The organism is Modestobacter sp. I12A-02662, assembly GCF_041028325.1.
Taxonomy (GTDB): Bacteria; Actinomycetota; Actinomycetes; order Mycobacteriales; family Geodermatophilaceae; genus Modestobacter.
This window is the reverse complement of record NZ_JABGDE010000014.1, coordinates 36,577-61,873: the sequence shown is the minus strand read 5'-3', so window position 1 is coordinate 61,873 and position 25,297 is coordinate 36,577. Positions and strand designations below refer to the sequence as shown.

At 77.4% G+C, this 25,297-nt stretch carries 23 protein-coding genes, 1 pseudogene and 1 riboswitch; of the genes and pseudogenes, 11 read left to right on the top strand and 13 right to left on the bottom strand.

Annotated features, from left to right (window positions below; genetic code table 11):
* Window positions 1-3: 3 nt before the first annotated feature.
* A pseudogene (locus tag HL189_RS19590) lies at window positions 4-1,170 on the top strand (Dyp-type peroxidase); the annotation flags it as partial.
* A 155-nt stretch (window positions 1,171-1,325) separates the two neighbouring features.
* Here HL189_RS19590 and HL189_RS19585 read toward each other — a convergent pair.
* Complete coding sequence (locus HL189_RS19585; protein WP_369135480.1) at window positions 1,326-2,228, bottom strand: thioesterase family protein; 903 nt, start codon at window positions 2,226-2,228, stop codon at window positions 1,326-1,328.
* A 24-nt stretch (window positions 2,229-2,252) separates the two neighbouring features.
* On the opposite strand from HL189_RS19585, the gene HL189_RS19580 reads away from it, so the two are divergent.
* Together HL189_RS19580 and HL189_RS19575 are read left to right on the top strand one after the other, a co-directional pair.
* Complete coding sequence (locus HL189_RS19580; RefSeq protein WP_369135405.1) at window positions 2,253-3,368, top strand: glycerate kinase; 1,116 nt, start codon at window positions 2,253-2,255, stop codon at window positions 3,366-3,368.
* 184 nt (window positions 3,369-3,552) lie between these two features.
* Complete coding sequence (locus HL189_RS19575) at window positions 3,553-5,247, top strand: protein kinase (protein ID WP_369135404.1); 1,695 nt, start codon at window positions 3,553-3,555, stop codon at window positions 5,245-5,247.
* 14 nt (window positions 5,248-5,261) lie between these two features.
* Here the strand turns inward: HL189_RS19575 and HL189_RS19570 are convergent, their stop codons facing one another.
* On the bottom strand, window positions 5,262-5,615 hold the full coding sequence (locus HL189_RS19570) for a hypothetical protein (protein ID WP_369135403.1): 354 nt from the start codon (window positions 5,613-5,615) through the stop codon (window positions 5,262-5,264).
* The gene (locus HL189_RS19565) at window positions 5,612-6,451 is read right to left on the bottom strand and encodes a hypothetical protein (protein WP_369135402.1); all 840 of its coding nucleotides are present in this window, start codon (window positions 6,449-6,451) and stop codon (window positions 5,612-5,614) included. The genes HL189_RS19570 and HL189_RS19565 overlap by 4 nt, the downstream gene beginning before the upstream one ends.
* A gap of 168 nt (window positions 6,452-6,619) precedes the next feature.
* Here HL189_RS19565 and HL189_RS19560 point away from each other — a divergent pair, with 168 nt between their 5' ends.
* The 4 genes from HL189_RS19560 (at window position 6,620) to HL189_RS19545 (ending at window position 10,784) form a co-directional block, all read left to right on the top strand.
* On the top strand, window positions 6,620-7,903 hold the full coding sequence (locus HL189_RS19560; protein WP_369135401.1) for a competence/damage-inducible protein A: 1,284 nt from the start codon (window positions 6,620-6,622) through the stop codon (window positions 7,901-7,903).
* Between the two features lie 50 nt (window positions 7,904-7,953).
* The gene (locus tag HL189_RS19555) at window positions 7,954-8,346 is read left to right on the top strand and encodes an SRPBCC family protein (RefSeq protein ID WP_369135400.1); all 393 of its coding nucleotides are present in this window, start codon (window positions 7,954-7,956) and stop codon (window positions 8,344-8,346) included.
* A 36-nt stretch (window positions 8,347-8,382) separates the two neighbouring features.
* Window positions 8,383-10,002 (top strand): acyl-CoA dehydrogenase family protein, encoded by a 1,620-nt coding sequence (locus HL189_RS19550; protein WP_369135399.1) that lies wholly within the window; start codon window positions 8,383-8,385, stop codon window positions 10,000-10,002.
* A 92-nt stretch (window positions 10,003-10,094) separates the two neighbouring features.
* The gene (locus HL189_RS19545; protein ID WP_369135398.1) at window positions 10,095-10,784 is read left to right on the top strand and encodes an NYN domain-containing protein; all 690 of its coding nucleotides are present in this window, start codon (window positions 10,095-10,097) and stop codon (window positions 10,782-10,784) included.
* A 157-nt stretch (window positions 10,785-10,941) separates the two neighbouring features.
* Here HL189_RS19545 and HL189_RS19540 read toward each other — a convergent pair whose 3' ends face one another.
* The gene (locus HL189_RS19540; protein ID WP_369135397.1) at window positions 10,942-11,289 is read right to left on the bottom strand and encodes a PRC-barrel domain-containing protein; all 348 of its coding nucleotides are present in this window, start codon (window positions 11,287-11,289) and stop codon (window positions 10,942-10,944) included.
* 85 nt (window positions 11,290-11,374) lie between these two features.
* Window positions 11,375-11,863, bottom strand: coding sequence for an ATP-binding protein (locus HL189_RS19535; protein ID WP_369135396.1), 489 nt, complete (start codon window positions 11,861-11,863; stop codon window positions 11,375-11,377).
* A 1,127-nt stretch (window positions 11,864-12,990) separates the two neighbouring features.
* Between HL189_RS19535 and HL189_RS19530 the strand changes: the two genes are divergently transcribed.
* Window positions 12,991-14,811, top strand: coding sequence for a gamma-glutamyltransferase family protein (locus HL189_RS19530; protein ID WP_369135395.1), 1,821 nt, complete (start codon window positions 12,991-12,993; stop codon window positions 14,809-14,811).
* Here the strand turns inward: HL189_RS19530 and HL189_RS19525 are convergent.
* Complete coding sequence (locus HL189_RS19525; protein ID WP_369135394.1) at window positions 14,793-15,920, bottom strand: hypothetical protein; 1,128 nt, start codon at window positions 15,918-15,920, stop codon at window positions 14,793-14,795. The two genes, HL189_RS19530 and HL189_RS19525, sit on opposite strands and share 19 nt — an antisense overlap.
* A 125-nt stretch (window positions 15,921-16,045) precedes the next feature.
* Here HL189_RS19525 and HL189_RS19520 point away from each other — a divergent pair, with 125 nt between their 5' ends.
* Entirely contained in the window at window positions 16,046-18,592 is a 2,547-nt protein-coding gene (locus tag HL189_RS19520) for a SpoIIE family protein phosphatase (RefSeq protein WP_369135393.1), read from the top strand.
* 7 nt (window positions 18,593-18,599) lie between these two features.
* Here the strand turns inward: HL189_RS19520 and HL189_RS19515 are convergent, their stop codons facing one another.
* From HL189_RS19515 to HL189_RS19485, 7 genes are all read right to left on the bottom strand, one after another.
* Complete coding sequence (locus HL189_RS19515) at window positions 18,600-19,037, bottom strand: ATP-binding protein (RefSeq protein ID WP_369135392.1); 438 nt, start codon at window positions 19,035-19,037, stop codon at window positions 18,600-18,602.
* A gap of 99 nt (window positions 19,038-19,136) precedes the next feature.
* Window positions 19,137-19,772 (bottom strand): thiamine phosphate synthase, encoded by a 636-nt coding sequence (locus tag HL189_RS19510; protein WP_369135391.1) that lies wholly within the window; start codon window positions 19,770-19,772, stop codon window positions 19,137-19,139.
* Window positions 19,769-20,569 (bottom strand): thiazole synthase, encoded by an 801-nt coding sequence (locus HL189_RS19505; protein ID WP_369135390.1) that lies wholly within the window; start codon window positions 20,567-20,569, stop codon window positions 19,769-19,771. Before HL189_RS19505 ends, HL189_RS19510 begins: the two co-directional genes overlap by 4 nt.
* A gap of 2 nt (window positions 20,570-20,571) precedes the next feature.
* The gene (gene thiS, locus HL189_RS19500; RefSeq protein WP_369135389.1) at window positions 20,572-20,778 is read right to left on the bottom strand and encodes a sulfur carrier protein ThiS; all 207 of its coding nucleotides are present in this window, start codon (window positions 20,776-20,778) and stop codon (window positions 20,572-20,574) included.
* Window positions 20,775-21,908, bottom strand: coding sequence for a glycine oxidase ThiO (thiO, locus tag HL189_RS19495; RefSeq protein WP_369135388.1), 1,134 nt, complete (start codon window positions 21,906-21,908; stop codon window positions 20,775-20,777). The genes thiS and thiO overlap by 4 nt, the downstream gene beginning before the upstream one ends.
* Window positions 21,905-22,528 carry a thiamine phosphate synthase gene (gene thiE / locus HL189_RS19490; protein ID WP_369135387.1) on the bottom strand — a complete coding sequence of 208 codons (624 nt, stop codon included), beginning with the start codon at window positions 22,526-22,528 and terminating at the stop codon, window positions 21,905-21,907. Before thiE ends, thiO begins: the two co-directional genes overlap by 4 nt.
* Window positions 22,525-23,865: a cytosine permease gene (locus HL189_RS19485; RefSeq protein WP_369135386.1), complete on the bottom strand. Its 1,341-nt coding sequence runs from the start codon at window positions 23,863-23,865 to the stop codon at window positions 22,525-22,527. The genes thiE and HL189_RS19485 overlap by 4 nt, the downstream gene beginning before the upstream one ends.
* Window positions 23,856-23,966: riboswitch (TPP riboswitch) on the bottom strand. (Overlaps the previous gene by 10 nt.)
* 45 nt (window positions 23,967-24,011) lie before the next feature.
* Here HL189_RS19485 and HL189_RS19480 point away from each other — a divergent pair.
* Window positions 24,012-24,608 (top strand): TenA family transcriptional regulator, encoded by a 597-nt coding sequence (locus HL189_RS19480; RefSeq protein WP_369135385.1) that lies wholly within the window; start codon window positions 24,012-24,014, stop codon window positions 24,606-24,608.
* Window positions 24,605-25,219, top strand: coding sequence for a TenA family protein (locus HL189_RS19475; RefSeq protein WP_369135384.1), 615 nt, complete (start codon window positions 24,605-24,607; stop codon window positions 25,217-25,219). Before HL189_RS19480 ends, HL189_RS19475 begins: the two co-directional genes overlap by 4 nt.
* Window positions 25,220-25,297 lie beyond the last annotated feature (78 nt).

The following is a 25,297-nucleotide window of genomic DNA, read 5'->3' as shown; positions in this document are numbered from 1 at the left end:
GACGTGGTGCGCAAGTCCCGTTCCGGTGCCGTCCAGGGCACGGACCCCCAGCAACCGGCCGCCGGGCTCTCCCGGCGCCGGCTGTTCGGCCTGGCCGGCGCCGGGGCGGCCGGCGCCGCGGTCGCCGGCGTCACCGGCGGGGCGATCGGCCGGGCGACGACCGGGGAGCCTGCGCCGGCGGCCCGCTCCACCGCCGCGGACGCCGTTCCCTTCCCCGGCCCGCGCCAGGCCGGCATCGTCACGCCGCAGCAGGACCGGCTGCACTTCGTGGCCTTCGACGTGACCACCGACGACCGCGACCGGCTGGTCCGGCTGCTCCAGGACTGGACCGCCGCCGCCCGCCGGATCACCGCCGGGCAGGACGCCGGGCCGGTCGGCGCGGTGCCGGGCAGCCAGTACGCCGTGCCCGACGACACCGGCGAGGCGATCGGCCTGCCCGCCTCCGGGCTGACCCTCACCATCGGGTTCGGGCCCACGCTGTTCCGGACGGCGGACGGCGTCGACCGCTTCGGGCTCGCCGACCGCCGGCCGGCGCAGCTGCGGGAGCTGCCGGCCTTCCAGGGCGAGGAGCTCGACCCGGCGATCAGCGGCGGCGACCTGTGCGTGCAGGCGTGCGCGAACGACCCGCAGGTCGCGGTGCACGCCGTCCGCAACCTGGCCCGGCTCGGGCTGGGCGTGGTCACCATGCGGTGGTCGCAGCTGGGCTTCGGCCGGACGTCCTCGACGTCCACCGGGCAGGCCTCCCCGCGGAACCTGTTCGGGATGAAGGACGGCACCGACAACCTCAAGGCGGAGAACACCGCCACGCTGGACCGGTTCGTCTGGGTCGCCGACGGCGACGGACCGGACTGGCTCACCGGCGGCTCCTACCTGGTGACCCGGCGGATCCGGATGGAGATCGAGACCTGGGACCACCAGTCGCTGCTGGACCAGGAGCAGACGATCGGCCGCACCAAGGGCACCGGCGCCCCGCTGGGCCAGCGGGAGGAGTACGACCCGGTCGACTTCACCACGCAGGTGGACGGCGAGTTCGCCATCCCGGAGACCTCGCACGTCTTCCTCGCCCACCCGACCAACTCCGGGACGGCGATCCTGCGGCGCGGCTACAGCTTCGTGGACGGCTCCGACTCGCTCGGCCGGCTGGACGCCGGGCTGTTCTTCATCTGCTTCCAGCGCGACCCGGAGACCGGGTTCGTGCAGGTCCAGCGCAACCTGCGCACCGACAAGCTCCCGAGTACATCCAGCACACGTCCTCGGCGGTGTTCGCCTGCCCGCCCGGGGTCACGGGGGGCGACGACTGGTGGGGCCGCGCGCTGTTCAGCTGATCAGCGGGACCGGACCAGCAGCGGCTGGGACACCTCCCCGACCGGGCCGCCGGCGTCGGCGAGCGTGCCCGAGCACAGCCCGAGGCCGTCCTCGGCGAGCACGGTGCAGGCGTCCAGGTGCACCCACTCACCGACCGCCTCGCGCAGCAGGGTCGCGGTCATCCCCGGCGGGATCGACCACCACGTGTCGATGGGCAGCTCCGCGGAGACGCCGTTGGCCGCGTCGGCGGCGACCAGCACGCGGTCCAGGCCGGTCAGCTCCTGGCCCGCGACCAGCGGCAGCCGGACCCGGGTCCACACCGCGGCCGGGCCCGGCTCGTGCGGGGACCCGGCGGTGTACCGCCACTCCAGCGCCTGCCCGAAGCCCCAGTCGGTGAGGTGCGGCAGCACCTGGGCCGGGGTCGCGGACGCCGAGGGCAGCGCGGGCGGGGGCGCCGGCTCGCTGACCACCGGCGGGCGGGGCCCGGTGAGCAGCGACCACACCCGGGCCACCGCCACCGCCCGGCCGTCGACCAGCATCCGGGCCTCGGTCAGCGCGATCAGCCGGCCGGGGCGCACCGGGGCCACCTCGACGGTGAGCTCCCGGCGGGGGATCGGGCCGAGGAAGTCGACGCTCACCCGCGCGGCCCGCTGCCCGGGGCCGGCCGCGGCGGCCGCCAGGTGGCCGAGCAGCGCGGACGGCGGACCGCCGTGCTGGGCGCTGTGGTCCCAGGGGCTCTCCGTCGCCCGGGTGGGCGCGAAACGGCCCTCGCCCAGCGGCAGGTAGAAGGCCTCCGCGGTTCCCGTCACGCGCGCACTCCCGTCCGGAGCCGACCGGCGGGCGTCCGCCGCCGTCACCCCGCATACTGCCGCCCGCCCCCGGGCTTGCCGCACCGGCCCCCCACCGGCCAGGCTGCCGGGCATGGCTACCGGAACCGAGGGAGAACAGTGAGCGGTCGGCTGAAGGTCGTGCTCGCCCCCGACTCGCTCAAGGGCACCCTCACCGCGACCGCCGCGGCGGACGCGCTAGCCGCGGGCTGGCGCCGCCACCGTCCCGACGACGAGCTGGTGACGCTGCCGCTCGCCGACGGCGGCGAGGGGACGCTCGAGGCGCTGGGGCACGACCTGCCCGACGCCTGCTGGCACACCGAGGGCGTCAGCGGCCCGGACGGCCGCCCGGTGCAGGCGCGCTGGCTGCTGCTGCCCGACGGGACGGCGGTGGTCGAGATGGCCCAGGCCGCGGGCCTGCCGCTGCTGGAGCGGCCGGATCCGCTCAACGCGACCACCCGCGGCCTCGGCGAGCTGCTGGCCGCGGTGGTCGCCGACCCCGGTGTGCATCAGGTGATGCTCACCCTGGGCGGGTCGGCCACCACCGACGGCGGCACCGGCGCGCTCACCGCGCTCGGCGCCCGGTTCCTCGACGCCGACGGCGCCGAGCTCCCCCCGGGCGGCGGCGCGCTGGCCCGGCTGGCCACCGCCGACCTCAGCGGGCTCACCCCACCACCGCCGGGCGGGGTGCGGTGCCTGGTCGACGTCACCGCCCCGCTGCTCGGGCCGCTGGGCGCGGCCGGGCAGTTCGGCCCGCAGAAGGGGGCCACCCCCGAGCAGGTGGCCGAGCTCGACGCCGCGCTGGCCCACCTCGCGGACCTGCTCGGCGGCGACCGGGACGCGGTCGGCGCCGGCGCGGCCGGCGGCACCGCCTACGGCTTCGCGGTGGCCTGGGGCGCGGAGTTCGTCAGCGGGGCGACGGCGGTCGCCGAGGCGGCCGGGCTGGACGACGCCCTGCGCGGCGCCGCGGTGGTGGTCACCGGCGAGGGCCAGTTCGACGCGCAGTCGCTGCGGGGCAAGGTGGTCGGCAGCCTGGTCGAGCGGGCCCGCGCGGCCGGCGTCCCGGTCGCCGTGGTCGCCGGCCGGGTGGACGCCGGCGACGACCTCCCGGTCGCCCGGGCCGTGTCGCTGACCGAGCTGGCGGGCTCCCCGGAGGCGTCGATGGCCGAGCCGGCGCGCTGGCTGACCGAGGCCGGCGAGCTGCTCGCCCGGGAGTGGTCGGCACCACGGGGCTGACGGGAACGGTCCGTCACGTCCCGGTGTTCCATGCTGCGTCGGACCGTGTGTCCGAACCGTGTCCGAACCCATGTGTACGACCGGCCGGGTGGGGCATGCCCTGTCCCGGTGCGTCCGGCTCGCCGGCGCCGGCCGAGGACGGGCCGGGCACCGGACGAGGCAGTGGGACGAGGGGGACGCGCACGTGGTGGAGCCCGCGAGGAGCACCCTCGGGAACCGCTACGGACTGCGCTCCCTGCTCGCCACCGGCGGCATGGGCCAGGTGTGGCGGGCCGACGACGAGCTGCTCGGCCGCCCGGTCGCCATCAAGGTGCTGCGCAGCGAGTACACCGGCGACGAGCTCTTCCTCGCCCGGTTCCGCGCCGAGGCGCACCACGCGGCTGCGCTGAGCCACCCCAACATCGCCGCGGTGTACGACTACGGCGAGGAACCGGCGATCGACGGTTCCGGTGAGCACCTGGCGTACCTGGTGATGGAGCTCGTCGAGGGCGAGCCGCTCTCCGCCGTCCTGGCCCGGGCCGGCGCCCTGCCGCCGGACCGGGTGCTCGACGTCCTCTCCCAGACCGCTGCCGCACTCGGTGCCGCGCACGACGCCGGCGTCGTCCACCGGGACGTGAAGCCGGGCAACGTCCTGGTCCGCCCGGACGGCACCGTCAAGATCACCGACTTCGGGATCGCCTGGTCCGCGGGCAGCGTGCCGCTCACCCAGACCGGTCAGGTGATCGGCACCGCGTCCTACCTGTCCCCGGAGCAGGCGGCCGGCGCGCACGCGACCCCCGCGAGCGACGTGTACGCGCTGGGGATGGTCGGCTACGAGCTGCTCACCGGCCACCGCGCCTTCGACGGCGACAACTCCGTGGCGATCGCGCTGCGCCACCTGCGCGACCAGCCCGAACCGCTGCCGGAGACCCTGCCGGCCGGCGTCCGGACCCTCATCGAGCGGGCGCTGGTCAAGGACCCGGCGCAGCGCTACCCCGACGGGAACGCCGTCGTCGCCGCGATCGACCAGCTGCGCGCCGGGCGCACCCTCCCCCCGGTGCAGCGCACCGACACGCAGAGCTTCTGGCTGCTCCCCGAGGCGGCGGTGTACGCCAGCGGCAGCGCGCCGGCCACCTCGCCCGGCACCCGGGCGCCCGGTGCGGACCGGGCGGGCGGCCGGGTCGGTCGGCTGCTCGTGCCGCTGATCGCCCTCCTGGTCGGCGCGGGCCTCGCCGTGCTGGTGCTGCAGTCCTTCGCGCCCGGGGACCCGGGGACCGCGGCGGCCGCGGCCGAGGTGGCCGGGCCGACGGTGACCGCCGAGCCCGCGGTGGTCGACCTCGACCCCGCCGACTACGTCGGCCGGCCGGTGGACGCGGTCCGGATCCAGCTGGAGGCGCTCGGCGTGGTCGTGCAGACCCAGCCGGTGGAGACCCGCGCCAGCGACCCGGGCCTGGTCGTCGACGTCGCGCCGCTCGCCCACCGGCTGGAGGCTGGCGACACGGTGCTGGTGAGCTTCGCGGCGGCCCCCGCGGACAGCGCGTCGGGGAACAGCGCGCCGCAGGCCCCGGTCGAGCAGGTGACCCGAGCGGCCGCCGTCCCCCCGACGTCAGCGCCGGCCGCCGAGCCCCCGGCACCCACCCCGCCGCCGCCCCCGACCCCCGAGCCCACCGAGACCCCGGCCCCCAGCGGCGACGAGGACGGCGAGGACGCCGGTGCCCCGGAGGCCGCCGAGGGCCCCGACGGCTCCGAGGAGGGCAGCGACGGCGGCACCGGGTCCGAGGAGGGCGCCGACCCGACGGACGACGGCTCCGGCGACGGCTCCGACGACCGCTCCGACAAGGGGAACGGGAACGGGAACGGGAACGGGAACGGCAACGGCGACGGGGGCCGCAGGGGCTGACCGGTCCTGGCCGGTCAGCGCCGGGTCGCCCCGTTCCGGGCCCGGGCACCGCCGGGGTCGACCGACCGGGCGCCCAGCACGAGGCAGACGACCGCGGCGGCCAGCGCCAGCCGGCCCGGCGAACCCGTCGGCTGGGTGAGCCCGCCGCCTCCGAGGGCACCGGCCGCGCCGACCACGGCGGCGGCGACGGTCACCCGGTCCCGACCCGTCCGCACGCCCACGACGGCGAGCGCCGCCCCCAGCACGACCGCGACCCGGGCGGGCAGCTCCGCGCCGATCAGCTCACCCGCCCACGGCAGCCCGAGCGAGGCGCCGGCGAGCAGTGCGGCCGCGGTGAGCCAGGCCCGGCCGCGCTGCTGCGCACTCACCCGGTGCGGCCGGGCGAGAGCCAGACGGCGGCGCCGGCCGCCGCGGCCGCGGCGGTGAGCCAGAACCCGCGGTCGCTGGCGACCAGCGGCAGCCCGATCAGCACCCAGAACGCGGCCACGCCCGCGGCGCCGACCGCCCCGATCCGCCACGCGGTGCGCGTGGACGGCCGCCCGGCGAGCCGGGCCACCGCCGGCACCAGCGCCACCAGGGCGGCGACCGTCGCGAAGGCCGACCAGGTGGGGACGACGTCCCACAGCGACTCGCTGCCGAAGCCGAGGACCAGCCCGACCTCGAGCACGGCCAGCCCGGCCACCCCCAGCCCCAGCGCGGCCAGCACGGCCCCGCTGCGCCCGGCCGGGCTCCCGGCCGAGCGCCCGGCCGAGCGCACGGCGTCGAACGCCGAGTGCCGGGCGGCGGGTGCCGCGGTGTGCCCGGCGGCGTGGTGCGGCGCCGCACCCGGCCCCGGGACGGGCGACGGCGGCACGGGCGGCGGACCGGCCGGGTTCACCCCGAACGGGCTCCCCGGCGTCGTCATCGGACCGGGGACCGGCGGCGGCGCACCGCTGGGCGCGGCCGCCGGCTGCGCGGCTCCGGCCGGGGCGGCGGAGCTGCCGGTGGACTCCGCACCGCCGAACCCGGGCACGACGTGCGCCGGTCCGGGGTCGGCGTGCTCCTCGGCGGGGGTCGCCGGGATCGGCGGGGGCTGCTCGGCCGGCGCGGACGTGGGGCGTTGGCTGGGCGGCAGCAGGATCGACCGGGTACGGGGGTCGTCGTCCCCGGGGTCGTGCGGCGGCTGCTGCTGCGGCTCCGGGATCGGCGGATGGGGCTGGCTCATCGGTCCTCCTCACGGGACGGGCGGCGATGGGCACCCGCAGCGCACGGGGCATCGGGCTCGGTCGTCGAGAGCCGCGGACCACCGTACTGGCGGGGTAGGGGGCGCTCGGGGAGCCGACGCCGACACCACCGGCCTGCCGGACGGCGGCGGTCACCCTAGGGTCGGCCCGTGGCAGTGCGCGCGGGGATCGTCGTCACCGGGACCGAGGTGCTCACCGGTCGGGTGGCCGACCGGAACGGGCCGTGGCTGGCCGAGGCGCTGCGCGCCCGCGGCGTCGACGTCGGGCAGGTCGTCGTGGTCGGCGACCGGCGCGAGGACCTGGAGTCCGCGCTGGAGTTCCTGGTCGGCCGCGGAGTGGACCTGGTGATCACCACCGGCGGGCTCGGCCCCACCGCCGACGACCTGACCGCGGCCGTGGTGGGAGCCTTCCAGGGGCGCCCGTCGTCGGTGGACCCGGCGCTGGAGCAGCGGATCCTCGCCGTCGTCGCCCGGCTCACCGCCCTCCGGGGGTGGCAGACCGCGCCGGAGGCCAACGCCGCGGGCATCGCGAAGCAGGCGCGGGTGCCCGCGGGGGCCACGGTGCTGGAGCCGGTCGGGACGGCGCCGGGCCTCGTCGTCCCGGTCGCCGAGGGGCGCACCGGCCCGCCGGTGCTGGTGCTGCCCGGCCCGCCGGCCGAGCTGCAGGGCATGTGGCCGGCCGCGCTGGCGGCGGAGCCGGTGCGCCGGGCGCTGGCCGGGGCCACCGAGCTGCGGCAGCGGACCCTGCGGCTGTGGGGCCCGCCGGAGTCGGAGCTGGCGGTGACGCTGCGCCGGGTCGAGGACCAGCTGGCCGGTCTGGAGGTCACCACCTGCCTCCGGGACGGCGAGCTGGAGATCGTCACCCGCTACGCCCCGGACGCCGAGGAGGCGTACGCGCGGCTGACCGCGGCCGTCTCCGCGGACTTCGGGGTGGCGCTGTACAGCGAGGGGCCGTCGGTCGACGAGCTCGTCGCTGCGGCGCTCGACGACCGCGGCTGGACCGTGGCGGTGGGGGAGTCGTGCACCGGCGGGCTGCTCACCGCCCGGCTCACCGCGCCGGCCGGCTCGTCCGGGCGGGTGCTCGGCGGGGTGGCGGCGTACGCGGACAGCGCCAAGGAGCAGCTGCTCGCCGTTCCGGCGGAGACGCTGGCGGCCGGTGGCGCGGTCAGCCCCGCGGTGGCCACGGCGCTGGCCGAGGGGGCCCGGCGGCGGTTCGGTGCCGACGTGGGGGTGGGGGTCACCGGGATCGCCGGTCCTGGCGGCGGATCGCTGGACAAGCCGGTGGGGACGGTGCACCTGGCGGTGGTCGGCCCCGACGGCGCGGCCGCCAAGTCCGCCGCCGTCCGGGGCGGCCGGGAGGCCGTGCGGCAGCGCTCGACGACCCTCGCCGTCCACCTGCTGCGCCAGCTGCTGCTCGGCGGCCCCCCGGCTTGACCCGTCGTCGTCGGGTTCCACGGCGAACCCGGCGGGGCACTGCCGGGAAGGTGACGACGCTGACGCTGCACGCCACCGGGCCGGTCGACCCCGCGGAGGCATGGGACCGCTACCTGTACCCCGCCCGCTGGTCGAGCTGGGCGCCGCAGATCACCGGGGTGGAGACCGACGCGGCGCGGATCGCGCCGGGCGTCACCGGGCGGGTGCGGGGGCCGGTCGGGGTGTCCCTGCCCTTCGTGGTCGACGAGGTGGACGACGGCGGCCGGCGCTGGCGCTGGACGGTCCAGCTGGGCCCGATCCGGCTGCGCCTGCTGCACTGGGTGTCGCCCGGCCCGGACGGGGGGACGACGACCGGGCTGCGGATCCAGGGACCCGCCCCGCTGGTCCTCGGCTACGCCCCCGCCGCGCTGCTCGCCCTGAACGGTCTGGTCCGCCGCTCCTGAGCCCGGACCGGCACCCCGGTCTCGTACGGTGCGGCCATGAGCGTCACGCACACGGTGACCAACCAGGTGCCCCCGCTGCTCGGGTACGACCCGATCGCCGGGGACGCCGCGCTCGCGGAGGCATGCGTCCGGCACGCCGACGCCCCGACCCTCACCTCGCTCGCCGATCTCGGCGCCCTGGCCGGCAGCGAGCAGGCGCAGGAGTGGGGCCGGCTGGCCGACGAGAACCCGCCCCGGCTGCGCACCCACGACCGGTACGGGAACCGGGTCGACGAGGTGGAGTTCCACCCGGCCTGGCACGAGCTGATGGGCACGGCGGTCGGGCACGGACTGGCCGGGGCGCCCTGGGCAGACCCGAGCCCACACGGGCACGTCCGCCGGGCGGTGGGCTACCTGGGGTGGACGCAGGTCGAGGCCGGCCACGCCTGCCCGGTGACGATGACCTACGCCGCCGTCCCCGCGCTGCGCGCCGCTCCCGACCTCGCCGCGGAGCTGGAGCCCGGGCTCACCAGCCGCACCTACCGGTTCGGGCTGACCGACCCGTGGAAGAAGCCCGGGCTGGTCGCCGGGATGGGCATGACCGAGAAGCAGGGCGGCTCCGACGTCCGGGCCAACACCACCCGGGCCGGCGAGAACGGCGACGGCAGCTGGTCGCTGACCGGGCACAAGTGGTTCACCTCCGCCCCGATGAGCGACCTCTTCCTCGTCCTGGCCCAGACCGGGGAGGGCCTGTCCTGCTTCCTGGTGCCCCGCGTGCTGCCCGGTGGCGAGCGCAACGTCTTCCGCCTGCAGCGGCTCAAGGACAAGCTCGGCGACCGGTCCAACGCCTCCAGCGAGGTGGAGTTCGACGGGACGACGGGCTGGCTGGTCGGCGACCCGGGCCGCGGCGTCCCGACGATCATCGAGATGGTCGCCACCACCCGGCTGGACTGCGTGCTGGGCTCCGCGGCGACGATCCGCGCGGCGCTGACCCAGGCCGTGCACCACGCCCGGCACCGGTCCGCCTTCGGCGCGCTGCTCGTCGACCAGCCGCTGATGCAGAACGTGCTGGCGGACCTGGCGCTGGAGAGCGAGGCGGCGACGGCGCTGGCCGTGCGGCTGGCCGCGGCCCAGGACGCCGGCGAGCGGGACCTGCTGCGGCTGGCCGGCGCGGTCGCCAAGTTCTGGGTCTGCAAGCGCACCCCCACCGTCGTGGCCGAGGCGCTGGAGGTGCTCGGCGGGAACGGCTACGTCGAGGAGTCGGGGCTGCCGCGGCTCTACCGCCAGGCCCCGCTGAACTCGATCTGGGAGGGGTCGGGGAACGTCATCGCCCTCGACGTCCTCCGCTCGCTGGGCAGCGGCTCGGCCGCGCTGGCCGCGGTCACCGCCGAGCTGGACACCGCCCGCGGCGCCGACCCGCGCTACGACGCGGCGCTCGGGACGCTCGCCGCGGAACTGGGCGACCCCGACCAGCTCCCGCTGCGGGCCCGCCGGATCGCCGGCCGCCTGGCGCTGTGCCTGCAGGCGTCCCTGCTGCTGCGGTACGCCCCGCCGGCCGTCGCCGACGCGTTCTGCGCCACCCGGCTGGGGGGCGACTGGGGTGCGGTGCCGGGCACCCTGCCGGCCGGGCTGCCGGTGCGCGAGCTGGTCCGGCGGGCCGCGGTGACGCCCGGGTGACCGACGACGGGCGGGTGCGCAGGCGCCGCCGGGCCACCTCGCCGGCGGGTGCGCCGCCCCCGGCGCCGACCCCGGACCGGCACACTGAGCCGGTGACCGACAGCTACGAGGTGGGGACCGTGTCCGCGGACGGCCGGTTCGACGTCGCTCGGCCGGCGCTGGACCTGCTGGTCTGGGACGCCCCGAACATCGACATGACGCTGGCGACCGTGATCGGGGCGCGGCCCACCGCTGCCTCCCGGCCCCGGTTCGACGCGATCGCCGCGTGGTTCGTCGACGGCGCCGAGGACCCCACGGCCCCCGAGCCGCCGGACGTGGAGGCCTGCGTCTTCGCCAACGTCCCGCCGCAGCACGTCACCTCGCTGCAGCGCTGGGTGGAGGCGCTGCGCAGCTTCGGTTACGCCGTGTTCGCCCGGCCCAAGCTGCAGCCGGACGACGACATCGACCAGTCGATGCTCGACCACATCAGCATGCGTGCGCACAGCAACCGGCTGCGCCGCCTGGTCGTCTTCTCCGGTGACGGGCGGAACTTCGCCGAGCCGCTGGAGGACCTCGCCCGGGCCGGCACCGAGGTCGTCGTCGTCGCCTTCAGCGAGGTCGCCGGGTACGCGATCAGCTCCGAGCTGCTGCAGTTCATCGACATCGAGGACGTGCCGGGCGCCTTCGCCGCCCCGCTGGACCGCGTCCGGCTCGACGCGCTGCCGGCGGACGGTGCGTGGCTGCGGCCGACGAAGAGCCTGCGGGACGCCGCGAACCTCTTCGCGGCCCGCCGCAGCGCCTGACCGCTCCGACCTGCCCCGCGAGCCGGCCGGGTACCGGGCACGGCGGTCCCGCCACCTCGGAGCAGCACGCGTCGGCGGGGGAACTCCGTGGCGGGCGCGCCGTGTCATCGCGCGCCGTGTCTTCGCGCGTCGTCGCGCACGTCCGCGGTCAGCACACCTAGCGGCGGGCGAGCCGCCGCACGCCCGGGGTGTAGGGCAGGGAGTAGTGCGCGAAGACGTCCGGCTCCTGCTCGGCGGTGAGCTCCCCGTCGGTGTCGATCGACGGCGCGTTCTTCGCGAGGTCCTTGCTCACGGCGACCCGCACGTGGTCCGGTGAGACGGTCGCCCCGGTGAGCGGCACGAACGTGAGCTTGTGCCGGCCGATGATCCCGGTGGTGACGGCGGCGAAGAACGGCTGGTCGGTGGTGGTGTCCACGTAGACCGACTCCAGGGTGCCGATCTTGGATCCCTCCGGGTCGACGACGTTCATCGTGCGCCAATCACGGATGTTCTCGGCCGGGAACACACGGACCTCCTCTGGTCGCGGGCAGCTGCCCGTGTCTGCCCTCCCCGGGGGACGCTCAACCGCCGGGGTGCTCCGGGGTCGATCCTCAGGCGGTGCCGGCCGGGCCCGACGAGCTGCGCGGGTGCGGCACCGACGTGGCCCCGAGACCGGAGGGCAGCCGGGCCCACACCCGCTTGCGGCTCGGCTCGCTGCACCAGCCGAAGTCGACCGACAGCTGGGCCACCATCGGCAGGCCCATCCCGCCGAAGGCGGGGTCGCGGTCGATCTCCGGCCGCGGGGGCGCGTCGGGCGAGCCGTCGGTCAGCACGACGACCCAGCCGCTCGGGATCGCGGTGATCATCGCCTCGACCGCACCGCCGCCGTGGCGCAGCGCGTTGGACGAGAGCTCCTCGAAGACCAGGAGCAGTCCCTCCCGGGCGTCCTCGGTCGAGCGGGCCGCCAGTGAGGGGTGGGCGAGCCGGGCCCGCAGGTCCATCCGCACCCGGCTCGCGTCGTGCACGGTGGGCAGCTCCCAGCGCCACACGTCACCGTCCTCGGTGGGGACGGGGGCAGACGGCCAGACCAGTCCGCTCATGTCAGCCCTCCCCTCGGCCGGGTGCTCCGCCGGAGACCATGGTGGCCGACGCCCTCGGGGCGCGCACCACGGGGTCCGGTCGCCGGGCACCCGGGTCGCGACCGGTCCCGGGCGTCCGGTGAGCACCCGGAGACCCGGGCAGGAGGGCGGCCGACAGCACTGTCGGTCACCGGTTCATCCCACCAGACCCGTGCGACACGCCGGTGCGCCGCCCCGACCGCCAGGGTGACCGACCGGTCATCGCGAGGGTGACCTGGTCTTTTCCCCGGTCGGAGTCGACAAGTGACCGGCCCGGAGGACGGTCACCGCCCGGCACGGAGGGTCAGGGCAACGGTTCGGTCACGCGGCCGGGCGGAGGGCCTCCGGAAGCGGGTCCGCGGGCGCCGTCGTCCCTAGTTTCTTCCTTGTCCGCGGTCCCTTCCCCGACTGCGGCACTACCTGAGGAGGCAAGCGATGGACGACGCACGATCGGTCGCCACGGTCGCTCCTGCCCTCCGGCACGGGACGGCCCGGGTCCCAGCTGCACCGGCGCCCGGAGGCCACCCGGGCGCCGGGCTCCGGGGCCTGCTCCGGCGCTCCGGCAGCTGGGGGGCCGGGACCGACGGCGAGTGGCTCGCCTGGGGCGGCACGCCCCGGACCGTGCACAGCCTGGGCAGCGGCCCTGCCCCCGCGCCGCGCCCGGCGCCGGCCCGGCGCCCCGCAGCGCCGCGACCGGTCACGCCCGGCCCTGCCCCGGCCCGGGTGGACCCCGCGCTGGAGGCCGCCCTGGCATCCGCCACGGACCTGACGGCGGACCTGCTCGCCTCCCCCGTGCCCGGGCGGCACGCCTCCGTCGCCGCCCGGCTGGCCGGCCGCGTGCTCGACCCGCTGCGCGCGGTGGCGCACCGCGCGGCCCGCTGGGGCAGCGGCGCGCACGGCACGCGGCTCGCGTGGAACCGGCCGGCGCCCCCGACGGTCCACCGGCTGACCCTGCCGGCAGAGCACTCGCCGGTGCTGCGGCGCCGGGCCCCCGAGAGCGACCGGCCGGTGCCGATGCGTGAGCTGCCGAGCACGCCGACGACCGCCGCGCCGCCGCGGGGCCCCGCTGGACCCAGCGCGACCCGGCCGCGGCTCCTTAGGCTGGCTACGTGTTCACCACGCGGCCGGAGCTCGCCGGCACCTTCGGGATGGTCGCCTCGACGCACTGGCTCGCCAGCGCAGCGGGCATGGCGACCCTCGAGGCCGGTGGCAACGCGTTCGACGCTGCGGTCGCTGCAGGGTTCACCCTGCAGGTCGTCGAGCCGCATCTCAACGGGCCGGGCGGTGAGGTCCCGGTCCTCTTCGCCCGAAGCCCGCGGGCAGCCACCGGTGCGGGGGTCCCCGTCGTCCTCTCCGGTCAGGGCGTGGCCCCGACCGGTGCGACGACCCAGGCGTTCGCCGACCTCGGACTCGGGCTCATCCCCGGGACGGGTCTGCTGGCCGCCACCGTGCCCGGCGCCTTCGGCGCCTGGCTGACGCTCCTGCGCGACCACGGCACCCTGCCGCTGGACGCCGTCCTCCGCTTCGCCATCGAGTACGCCGAGCACGGCCACCCGCTCCTCCCGCGGGTCGCCGCGACCGTCGCCTCGGTCTCCGAGCACTTCACCACGCACTGGCCGACCTCGGCCGCCACCTGGCTCGCCGCCGACGGAGCTCCCCCCGCGGCCGGCCGCCCGTTCCGCAACCCGGTCCTCGCCTCGACCTACCGCCGACTGCTCGACGCAGCGCGCGGTCCCTCCCGAGAGGCGCAGATCGACGCGGCACTCGCGGCCTGGAACACGGGGTTCGTCGCCGAGGCGATCGACGAGTTCTCCCGTCATCCGGTCATGGACGACTCCGGTCGTCCGCACCGCGGCTTCCTGACGGGTGAGGACCTGGCCGGCTGGCGCCCGACGTACGAGCCGCCGGTCACCCTCGACTGGCGCGGGTGGACGCTCGCGAAGGCCGGGCCGTGGTCCCAGGGCCCGGCACTGCTCCAGGCGCTGGCGATGCTGGACGGCGTCCTGCCGGCCGGGCCCCGCGGTCGGTCCGCCTCCGCTGCCCCCGACGCCGAGCTGGTCCACGCCGGCGTCGAGGCGGTGAAGCTGGCGATGGCCGACCGGGAGGCCTGGTACGGGGACGACGCGAGCGTGCCGGTGGACGACCTGCTGTCGGCCGCCTACACCAGCGGACGGCGGGCGCTCATCGGCGACCGGGCCAGCACCGAGCTGCGGCCCGGCTCACCCGGTGGGCGCCCGCCGCGGCTGCCCGCCTTCGTCACCGACACCTCCGGGCGCGAACGCCCCTCCGGCGCCACGGTCGCCGGGGTCGGCGAGCCCACCGTCGACGCACGCGGCACCACCCGCGGCGACACCTGCCACGTGGACGTCGTCGACCGCTGGGGGAACATCGTCTCGGCCACCCCGTCCGGCGGCTGGCTGCAGAGCTCGCCGGTCATCCCCGCCCTGGGCTTCCCGCTCGGCACCCGGGCGCAGATGTTCTGGCTGGAGCCCGGGCTCCCCAACTCCCTGGTGCCGGGCAAGCGCCCGCGGACCACGCTCTCCCCGTCGCTGGCCCTGCGCGGCGGCGTCCCCACCCTGGCCTTCGGCACACCGGGCGGGGACCAGCAGGACCAGTGGCAGCTGTGCTTCTGGCTGGCCCACACGCTCGGCGGGCTGGACCTGCAGGCGGCCATCGACGCGCCGGCCTGGCACACCACCAGCTTCCCGTCGTCGTTCTACCCGCGGGACATGACCCCCGGTGAGGTGGTCGTGGAGTCCCGCGTCGGCGACGACGTCATCGGCGAGCTGCGCCGGCGCGGGCACACGGTGACCGTCTCCGACGGGTGGTCGCTGGGCCGGCTGTCGGCGGTGTCCGTCGACCCGGAGACCGGCGTGCTGCGGGCGGCCGCCAACCCGCGGGGCATGCAGGGCTACGCCGTCGGCCGCTGAGCCTGCTCAGCCGGCTGTTCCTCCTCGGCGAGCTCCTGCGGGACGACGGCGGCCAGGGCCCGCCGGATCCCGACCAGGATGCTGCTGGCCACGAACAGGTCGTCCGCGCTCCGGGCCCGGGTCGTGCGCAGTGCGCCGGCCAGCGAGTGCAGGGCGTCGTAGGCCCGCCGGGTGACGTCGGGGTCGGCGGTGGCCCCCTCCACCGAGCGCAGCGCGCCAGCCAGCGCGGCCAGTGCGGTGGCGGCGGGCGGCCGCAACCCCGGACCGAGCGCCACCCGCGCGGCCGCCGCGGTCTCGGTCTCCGAGATCACCTGGGTCAGGTCCTCGATCAGCAGTGCCAGGTGCTCCAGTGCCCGCGCCTGGGCGTACTGCCGATCGACGTCCTGGCGGTACCGCCGGGCACGGCGGTTGCCCCGGCGGGCCTCGGCGGTCTCCTGCACCGCCGACCGCATCTGGGCCAGCACCGGGTCGATGCGGTGGATCCGCTCCTGCCACTCCTCCTCGGTGGGCGGGCGCTCCTGCCGCAGCCCGTCGGCGAGGTCGTCCAGCTGGGCGGCGAGGGTGTCCCGCAGCCGGGCCAGCTGCGCCTGCGAGGAGGCCAGCGGCAGCGGTGGGAAGGCCGCGGTCACGGCCACGCCGACCACCGCGCCCAGGGCGGTCAGCCCGGCGTAGCCGAGCACGTAGCCGACCGGGTCCTGGCCGCCGATGATCAGGACGAACAGAGCCGCGGTGGGCACCCAGCTGCGGGCGCTGCCCAGCCGCTGCCAGCCGGCCAGCAGCACCCCCGCGCCCACGACCAGGGCGATGGTCACCACGTTGGGCGGGGCGAGCGCGTCCACGGCCAGCGCGATGCCGGCGCCGGCCACGATCGCGGCGACGGTCTGCGCCGCCTCCCGGGCCGAGCCGGCCAGGGTGGTGGTCGTCGCGAGCATCGCCCCCAGCGGGGCGTAGTAGGGGTACTCCCCGGCCGGGTCGGGAACCGCCTGCGCCACGGTCCAGGCGAGGGCGGCCGCCACGGCCGCCTTGACCGCCAGGCCGAGGCGGGGGTGCCGGGCCCAAGCCCGCTGCAGCGGCCCGGCCCGAGGGCGGAGTCGGTCGACGGCCTCCATCGGCACATCCTCCCGTCGCCCGGGCTCCGGAGGTGACGTGGGCGGGTCCCGGGCCACCAGGCATGATCGGGGGACAGCACGCGGAGGGGCAGCCGGCCACCGCGCCGGCGGAGGGGACCGCGACGATGCCGCTGCACGACCCCTCCCGGCTGGCGGCCGGCCGCCGCGCACCCGGTCCGGCGGTGGGCAGCCCGGGTCTGCAGCGGCTCACCGACCTGGCCGCCACGCTGCTGCACATGCCCTCGGCGGGGGTGGCGCTGACCGCGCAGGTGCAGACGATCGCCGGCGCGTCCGGCCGCCCGGCGTGGCGGGTGGGCGAGCAGCGGCCGCTGGACGAGACGCTGGCCGGGACGGTGGTGGCGGCGCGGGCCCCCCGGGCCTACCGCGACGTCCGCACCGACCCGCGGGTGTCCGGGCTGGCCGCGGTGCGCGCCGGCGAGGTCGCCGCCTACCTGGGCGTACCGCTGTTCGACACCTCCGGCGGGGACGTCGTCGGCGTGCTGGCCGCGTTCGGGCCGGAGCCGCACGACTGGTCCGACGCCGACGTCGTCCTGCTCGAGCGGCTGGCCGGCCCGGTCGTGACCGAGCTGGAGCTGACCTCGGTCACCGCCGAGCTGGAGGCCGGCCGGCTCCGCTGGGACCTGGCCATCGACGCGGCCGGCATCGGCAGCTTCGACTGGGACCTGGTCACCGGCCGGCTGACCTGGGACGACCGGCTGATGGCGATGTTCGGCCACGACCGCTCGTCGTTCACCGGCTCCATCCGCGACTTCCTCGCGCGCACCCACCCGGACGACGTCGACCGGGTGCGGTCCGCGCTGCAGAGCGCGATCGACACCTGCGGGCTGTACGACGCCGAATTCCGCGCCGTGCTCCCGTCCGGGGAGACGCGCTGGATCCGCGGGCGCGGCCGGGCCCTGGCCGACGAGCGCGGGGTCGCCGTCCGGCTGGTGGGCGCCGCGCACGACACCACGGTGGAGCGGCAGGCCGACGCCCGGGTGGCCCGGGTGCTGGAGTCGATGTCCGCGGCCTTCTTCTCCCTGGGCCGGAACTGGACCTTCACCTACGTCAACGGCGAGGCCGAGCGGCTGCTGGGCCGGCCGCGCGAGGAGCTGATCGGCGGCGAGATCTGGGAGCTCTTCCCCGCCGCCGTCGGCAACGACTTCGAGTTGCACTACCGGGGCGCCATGGAGTCGGGGCGGATGGCGACGTTCCAGGCGTACTACCCCCCGCCGCTGGACAGCTGGTACGAGGTGCGGGCGTGGCCGGACCCGGACGGGCTGGCGGTGTACTTCCTCGACGTCACCCAGCGCCGCCGGGCCGAGGAGGCCGCGCGCCGGCGGGAGCAGCGGCTGTCGCTGACCACCCGGGTCTCCGACGTGCTGTCGGCCGCGCTCGTCGAGCGCCGCGGAGCCCGGGCGGCGGTGCAGGAGCTGGCCCGCGCCGTCGTCCCCGAGCTGGGGGACTGGGTGATCGCCAGCCTCGTCGAGGAGGACGGCCGGCTGCACGACGTCGCCAGCTGGCACCGCGACCCGGAGCGGCGGCCGACGGTGGCGCGGTACGCCGAGCTGCGCCTGGCCGCCCTCGACAACACCGCCCCGCTCGTCCAGGCCCTGGCCTCCAGCGGCGTCCGCGTGGTGCCCGACGTCGCCGCCGCCGTCGGCAGCGGGCTGCCGGCGGGGGCCGTGCGGGACGCCTACTGGCAGCTGGACCCCGGGACGGCGGTGACCCTGGCGTTGCGCGCCCGCGGCCGCGTGCTGGGCGCCATGAGCGTGTACCGCGACCGGGGCCGCGAGCCCATGGACACCTGGCAGCAGGAGACGCTGGGCGAGCTCGCCGACCGGGTGGCGCTGGCCCTGGACGGCGCGGCGCTGCACGAGCAGGAACGCCGGATGGCGGAGGACCTGCAGCGCAGCATGCTCACCGCCCCGCCCGAGCCCGACCACGCCGAGATCGCCGTCCGCTACGTCCCGGCCGGCCGCGCCGCCCAGGTGGGCGGCGACTGGTACGACGCCTTCCTGCAGCCCAGCGGCGCGACCATGGTCGCGATCGGCGACGTGGTCGGCCACGACACCGTCGCGGCGGCCGCGATGGGCCAGCTGCGCAGCCTGCTCCGCGGGATCGCGTACAGCACCGGCGGCGGGCCGGCGGACGTCCTCGCCGACCTGGACCGGGCGATCGCGGGCCTGCAGGTGCACACGCTGGCCACCGCGGCGGTGGCCCGGTTCGAGCAGACCCCGGAGGAGCGGGGGCGCGGGGAGACCCGGCTGCGCTGGTCGAGTGCCGGGCACCCGCCGCTGATGGTGCTGCACGTCGACGGCAGCGTGGAGGTGCTGGCCAACGAGCGGGCCGACCTCATGCTGGGCGTCCACCCCACGGCCCCCCGCAAGGAGCAGGTGGTGACCCTGCGGCGCGGGGCGACCGTGCTGCTCTACACCGACGGGCTCGTGGAGGGGCCTGGCCTGCTGCTCGACGACGGGGTGGCCCGCCTGCGGGAGCTGGTCGCGGAGCTGGGGGAGCTGCCGCTGGCCGAGCTGTGCGACCAGCTGCTGGCCCGGATGCGGCCGGGCGGGTCGGAGGACGACGTCGCGCTGGTGGCCGTCCGGCTGCACCCGGAGGACCGTCCGCGTCCGCCGGAGGCCGGTCCCCAGGTCCTGCCGCCGCGGCCGTAGGCCGGGTTCAGCCCCGGGGCAGGAGCGCCCAGACGGCCTTCTGGCCGTCGGCGACGTGCCAGCCGTGGTCGTGGGCCATCTCGGCGATCAGGTAGAGCCCGAGGCCGCCCTGGCTGGGATCGCGGCCCACCGCGGGCTGCGGCGGCCGGGACGCGGCCGCGTCCCGGACCTCGATCAGCCAGCCGTCGCGGGTGGCCCGCACCTGCGCGCGCACCTGGCCGCCGCCGTGGCGCAGCGCGTTGGAGGCCATCTCGTCGAAGGCGAGGACGACGGCCTCGTCGAGCTCGTCGGTGGTGTGCCCGCGGGCGGCGGCGGCGAGGCCCCGGCGCAGGTCCTGGCGGACCCGGGGCAGCTCGGCGACGGAGGTCAGCTCCCAGTTCCAGCCGTCGCCGGCAGGGGGCGGGGGAGACGAGGGCCACGAGGATCCGGCCGGCCCGCCTGCCACACGTTCTCCTCGCGTTCGTGCCGAAGTCGACTCAACGGCGACCCCCTGTCTTGGCTCGCCGGATCGCCGTCAAACCCCGCCCGGGCTGTGAGTCGCGCCTCAATCGTGCCGCAGGGCCTCCGCCCGGTCGCGGCGGGGGGCTCGGGTGGGCCGGCCGGCCGGGAGGGAGCCCAGGTACGCCCGCACCGAGCCCGGGTCGGCCATGACGGCGCCCATGACCGCGATGCCGGCGGCGCCCGCGGCCAGGCACGCGCCGACGTCCCCGGGGCGGACCCCGCCCAGCGCGTACGCCGGAGGTGCTCCCGCGACCAGCGCGGCCAGTCCGGCCGGGCCGAGCGCCGGGCCGTAGCCCGGCTTGGAGGAGGTGGGGAAGACGGGGGAGACGAACACCCAGTCGCAGCCCTCCGCGGCGGCCTGCGCCACCTCCGCCCGGTCGTGGCAGGACCGGCCGACCAGCGCCGGGCGGGGGGAGGGGAACGGGTCGCCCGCCGCCAGGTGGACGGCGTCGGCCGTCCCGGTCGGATCGGCACCGGCGACGACCAGCACCCCGCCGACCGGGTCGAGCACCTCCTGCAGTTGCGCGGCCAGCCGCGCGCGCTCGGCGGCGGGCAGGTCCTTCTCCCGCAGGACCACCGCCCGGGCGCCGGCCGCGACCGCCGCGGCCACCGTGCCGGTCAGGGACCCGGCACAGCGGGTGCGGTCGGTGAGGACGAGCAGCCGGGGCAGCGCGGTCACAGCTCGGGCAGGCCGGCCATCGGGGTGGAGGCCTCCGCGTGCCACCGGCGCGGGATCCGCCCGGCGGTGCGCGCCAGCCGCCCGGCCTCGACCGCCTGCCGCATGGCGTGCGCCATCCGCTCCGGATCGCGGGCCCGGGTGACCGCCGAGGCCAGCAGCACGGCGTCGCAGCCGAGCTCCATCGCGAGAGCGGCGTCCGAGGCGGTGCCGATCCCGGCGTCCAGCACGACCGGGACGTCGACCGCCTCCCGCAGCAGCGCGATCGAGTGCGGGTTGCGGATGCCCAGGCCGCTGCCGATCGGCGACCCGAGGGGCATCACCGCGGCGCAGCCGGTGTCGGCCAGCCGCCGGCCGAGCACCGGGTCGTCGGTCGTGTAGGCGAGCACGGTGAACCCCTCGGCGACGAGCTGCTCGGCGGCGTCGAGCAGCTCGACCGCGTCCGGCAGCAGGGTCTGCTCGTCGCCGATGACCTCCAGCTTCACCCAGTCGGTGCCGAACGCCTCGCGGGCCAGCCGGGCGGTCAGCACTGCCTCCCGGGCGGTCCGGCAGCCGGCGGTGTTGGGCAGCAGCCGCACCCCGCAGCGGTCGAGCACCTCGAGCATCGCGCCGCTGGTGGAGGCCTCCACCCGGCGCAGCGCGACGGTCACCAACCCGGTGCCGGACGCGCGCAGCGCGCGGTCGAGGACCTCCAGGCTCGGCACGCCGCCGGTGCCCAGCAGCAGCCGGGAGGTGAAGGTCTCCCCGGCGATGGTCAGCGGGTCGCCGACGGGCGTGGGGGCGAGCTCAGTGGTGGTCATGGTCATCCTCCTGCGGTGGGGGCGAGCACCTCGACGACGTCCCCGGGCTGCAGGGACGTCGACGGCCAGCTGCTGCGCGGGACGACGTCGCCGTTGCGGGCGACGGCGACCCGGTCGTGCCCGCCGCTGCGCGCGGCGACCAGGTCGGCGACGGTGGTGCCGGCGGCCAGGTCGGCCGCCGCGCCGTTGACGGTGACGGGAACGCTCATCGGTGGGTGAACCTCTCGGCGGTGAAGGGAGCGGCGAGCCCGGGGAGCACGCCGGTGGCGAGCAGCTCGGCGACCACCTCGCCGGTCACCGGGGTGAGCAGCACGCCGTTGCGGTGGTGGCCGGTGGCCAGCACCAGGCCGGGGAGCGATGAGGGCCCCAGCACCGGGGCGTTGTCCGGGGTCCCCGGGCGCCAGCGGGCCAGCGTCTCGGTGAGCTCCAGCTCGCTGACCGCCGGCACCACCTCGATGGCGTCGTGCAGCAGGTCGTGCACGCCGCCGGCGGTCACGGTCGCGTCGAAGCCGCGGTCCTCGACGGTGGCCCCGACGATGAGCCGGTCGCCGCCGTAGGGCACCAGGTAGACGTGCCGGCCGCGGACCAGCGCCCGCACGGTGCCCTCCAGCAGCCCCGCCGCGCCGGCCATCCGCAGGATCTGCCCCTTGACCGGGCGCACCGGCAGCGGCGGGACGCCGGGCAGCGTCGCGCTGCGGGCTCCCAGGGCCAGGACGACGTTGCCCGCGGCCAGCCGGGCGCCGTCGTCCAGCCGCAGACCCGCCGCCCGGCCGCCGTCGACCAGCAGCCCGGCGACCCGCTGCCGCAGCACCCGGACCCCGGCCGCGGTGGCGGCGGCCAGCAGCGCGCGGTGCAGGGCCCGGCCGTCGACGGAGTGGTCGCCGTCCACCGCGAGACCGCCGCGCACCCGCGGGGTGAGCGACGGCTCGCGGCGGCGGGCGGCCCGCGGCGTCAGCCGCTCGGCGGCCAGCCCCAGCTCCCGCTGGAAGCCGTGCAGGACGTCCAGCTGGCGGACGTCGTCCTCGTCGAACCCGACGACGAGGGTGCCGGCGGTGCGCAGGCCGACGGGCAGACCGGTCGCCTCCTCCAGCTCCGCGGCGAAGGCCGGGTAGCGCTGCAGCGAGGCGGCGCACAGCCGCAGCAGCGCCTCCTCGCCGTAGGACGCCTCGGTGACCGGCGCGAGCATGCCCGCGGCGGCCGCGGAGGCCCCGCTGCCGGGCGCGTCGTCCACGACGGTCACCCCGAGGCCGCGCTGGGCCGCCCGCCAGGCCACCGCCAGGCCGACCAGCCCGCCGCCGGCGACGGCGACGTCGCCGGTCACCCAGTCGCCGCCGGTCATCGAGCACCCAGCGCGCGCAGCAGCTCCCGGGTGGCCGCGCGGGGGTCGGGCGCCGCGGACACCGCACCGACCACGGCCACCCCGGCGGCTCCGGCGGCCAGCAGGTCGGCGACCCGCGCGACGGTCACGCCGCCGATCGCGATGACCGGCACGTCGACCGCCGTCGCCACCGCGCGCACCCCGGCCGGGCCGAGCGCGTCGGGGAGCCCGGTCTTGGTGCTGGTCGGCCACGCCGGGCCGACCCCGAGGTAGTCGGCACCCTCCGCGACGAGCAGCCGCGCCCGCGCGGGGTCGCGGGCGGTGCCGCCGAGCAGGTGGCCGGGGCCGGCCACCCGGCGGGCCGCGGCCAGCGGCAGGTCGTCGGCGCCCAGGTGCGTGCCGTCGGCCCCGGCCGCCAGCGCGACGTCGACCCGGTCGTTGACCAGGCAGGTGGCCCCGGCGGCGGCGCAGACCTCGACCACCGCCCGGGCGAACGCGTACAGCTCCCGGTCGGTGCTGCCCTTGGCGCGGACCTGCACGACCGGCGCGCCGGCGGCGACCGCGGCCTCGACCGCGGCGAGCGCGGCCGGCCCACCGCGCGCGTCGGTGAGCACGTGCAGCGGCCCGAGGGGGCGGCTCACCGGCGTCGCCCGCGCGCCGCCGCGGGGAGCAGCACCGCCGCGGTCAGCAGCACCGCGACGGCCAGGCTGACCAGCGACGCCGACCAGCCGTTGGCCGGGTCGATGCCGAGGTCGGTCTGCCGCGCGGTCCACCACGCGGTCCAGCCGGCGCCCGGGCCGGTGAGGTACGTGGGCAGGGTCAGCTGGTAGGCGACGAAGCCGGCCGCCCAGGGCACCAGCAGCGCCGGCCGGGCGGGTGCGCTGTCGGAGGTGTCCCAGGCGCCCCGGGGCACCAGCCAGTACGCCACCACGAACACCCCGGCCAGCGGCACGAACACCGCGCCGATCAGGAAGAGGAACGGCTCGTAGGCGGCGATGTCGAAGGTCAGCGCCAGCACGGTCGCCGCGGTGCCGACGGCCAGCGCCAGCAGCCGGCGGTCGGCCCGGGCCACCACGTTCTGGGCGGACACCGCCGTCGAGTAGAGGTTGGCGAAGGCCTCGTCGAGCTCGACGACCACCAGGACGAGCACGGCCAGCGCGCCCAGCGGCACGGCGAGCAGCGCGTCGACGACGTCCAGGCCGGAGCTGCCGTAGGCGGCCAGCGCCAGCACGCCGAGGGTGAACATGACGACGGTGGCGAGGCCGTAGCCGACGCCCGCCCCGACCCCCGCGATCCGGGCGCTGCGGGCGTGCCGGGTGTAGTCGGCGGCCAGCGGCAGCCAGGAGATCGGCAGCGCGATGACGATGTCGGCTGCCGTCCAGAACGACGTCGCCCCGCCGCCGCTGATCGGCGGCAGCGGCTCGGCCAGGACCTGGGCGAACAGGTAGGCCAGCGCGGCCAGGGCCGCCCAGACGGCGTACCGGGCGAGCACCCGGACGACGCCGAGCGGGCGCAGGGCCATGGCGGTGGCCAGCACGCCGGCGGCGAGCGCGAACGGCCAGCGCGGCGCGTCGAGCACCCGGGACGCGGCCTCGGCGATGATCACGATCTCGAACGTGGCCCAGCCGATGCACTGCACGAGGTTCAGCGCGGTCGGCAGGTAGGAGCTGCGCCGGCCGAGCAGCCCGCGCAGCAGCACCATGGCAGGCACCTGCTCGCGGGCGCCGGCCGCCGCGGCCAGCCCCAGCAGGGTCCCGCCGATGAGCGCCCCGACGACGATCGCGGCGAGGGACGTGCCCAGCGAGCCGTCGGGGAGGACGACGAAGACGGCGGCGACCGGCAGCAGCAGGCTGATGCCGAGGTTGCCCCACAGGCCCAGCGAGTCGCGCAGGCCCAGGGTGCGCGGCGGGCGCTCGGCCAGGGTGAGCGGTGCGTCCCCCCGGGCCGCGGACGGACGGGTGGTCGAGCCAACGCTCACGAGACGCTCCCTACGCCGGCATTACCCGGTCAGGTTCCAGCGGTCGGCGGCGCTCAGCCGCCCTCTCAGCCCGGTCTGCCCGAGCTCCCGCACATGGCCTCCAGCCATGACAGGGGTCACCCTAGCCACCTCGTAGAGTCCGCGCCGTGCCGGTCGCCGATCTCCCCGCCCGCCGTGCCGACGCCTGGCGCGACGCCACGGACCACCCGTTCCTGCGCGGCGTGCGCGACGGCAGCGTGCCGGTGGCGGCGTTCGACACCTGGCTCGTGCAGGACGCCCGGTTCGTCGCCGACCTGCTGCGGTTCCAGGCCCGGCTGCTCGCCCGGGCGCCGCGGCCGGCGCAGGCCGTGCTCGCCGGCGGGGCGGTCGCGCTGGTCGAGGAGCTGGCCTGGTTCGAGGAGCTGGCCGCCGGGCGCGGGCTGGACCTGGCCGCTCCGGCGCTGCCGGCCACCCGCGGCTACGCCGCGCTGCTGGCCCGGCTCGAGGGGGCCGACGTGCCGACCGCGCTGACCGCGCTGTGGACGATCGAGCGCACCTACCTGGACGCCTGGTCCGGCGCGCTCCCCGGCGCGCCGGTCTACCGGGAGTTCGTCGAGCACTGGACCGTCCCGGGGTTCGCCGGGTACGTGGCCGGGCTCGCGGCGGCGGCCGACGCGCTGCCCGCCGCCGAGCCGGAGGCGGTGTTCGACGAGGTGGTGGCCGCCGAGGTCGCGTTCTGGGACATGGCGCTGGCGGCGGGATGAGCCTGTCCGGAGAGCTGTGGACGGCGAACGCCGACCTGGCCGCGGCCGCGCTGGCCCATCCGTTCGTGCAGGGCATCGCCGACGGCTCGCTGCCCCGGGAGCGGTTCGCCGGCTACGTGGCCCAGGACGCGTTCTTCCTGGAGGCGTTCGCCCGCGGGTACGCGCTCGGCGTCGTCCACAGCCGGGACCGGGCCGGCCTCGACGCGTTCGCCGACCTGCTCGCCGGGGTGCGCGAGGAGCTGCGGCTGCACGCGGCGTACGCCGAGCGGTGGGGGATCGACCTGGCCGCGGTGGAACCGCTGCCCGCGACGTCGGCCTACACCGACTTCCTGGTGGCCACCGCCGCGGTGGGCAGCGCGGACCTGACCTGCGCCGCGATGACGCCGTGCATGCGGCTGTACGCGCACCTCGGTCAGGCGCTCGCCGGGCAGGCCCGCGGCGACTACACCGAGTGGGTCGACACCTACGCCGACCCCGGGTTCGAGGAGCTCGCCCGCACGCTCGAGGCGCTGCTCGACGCCGGCCCGGACTCCCCGGCGCTGCGGCGGGCCTACCGGCGGGCGATGCAGCTGGAGGTCGGCTTCTTCGACGCCGCGTGGCGCGGGGCCTGAGGGCCGCCGGGGGCACCGTCGTCCGCCGGTCCGAGGCGGCTTGATGGAATGCGCGGAGACGTGGCGGCCGCCGGCCGC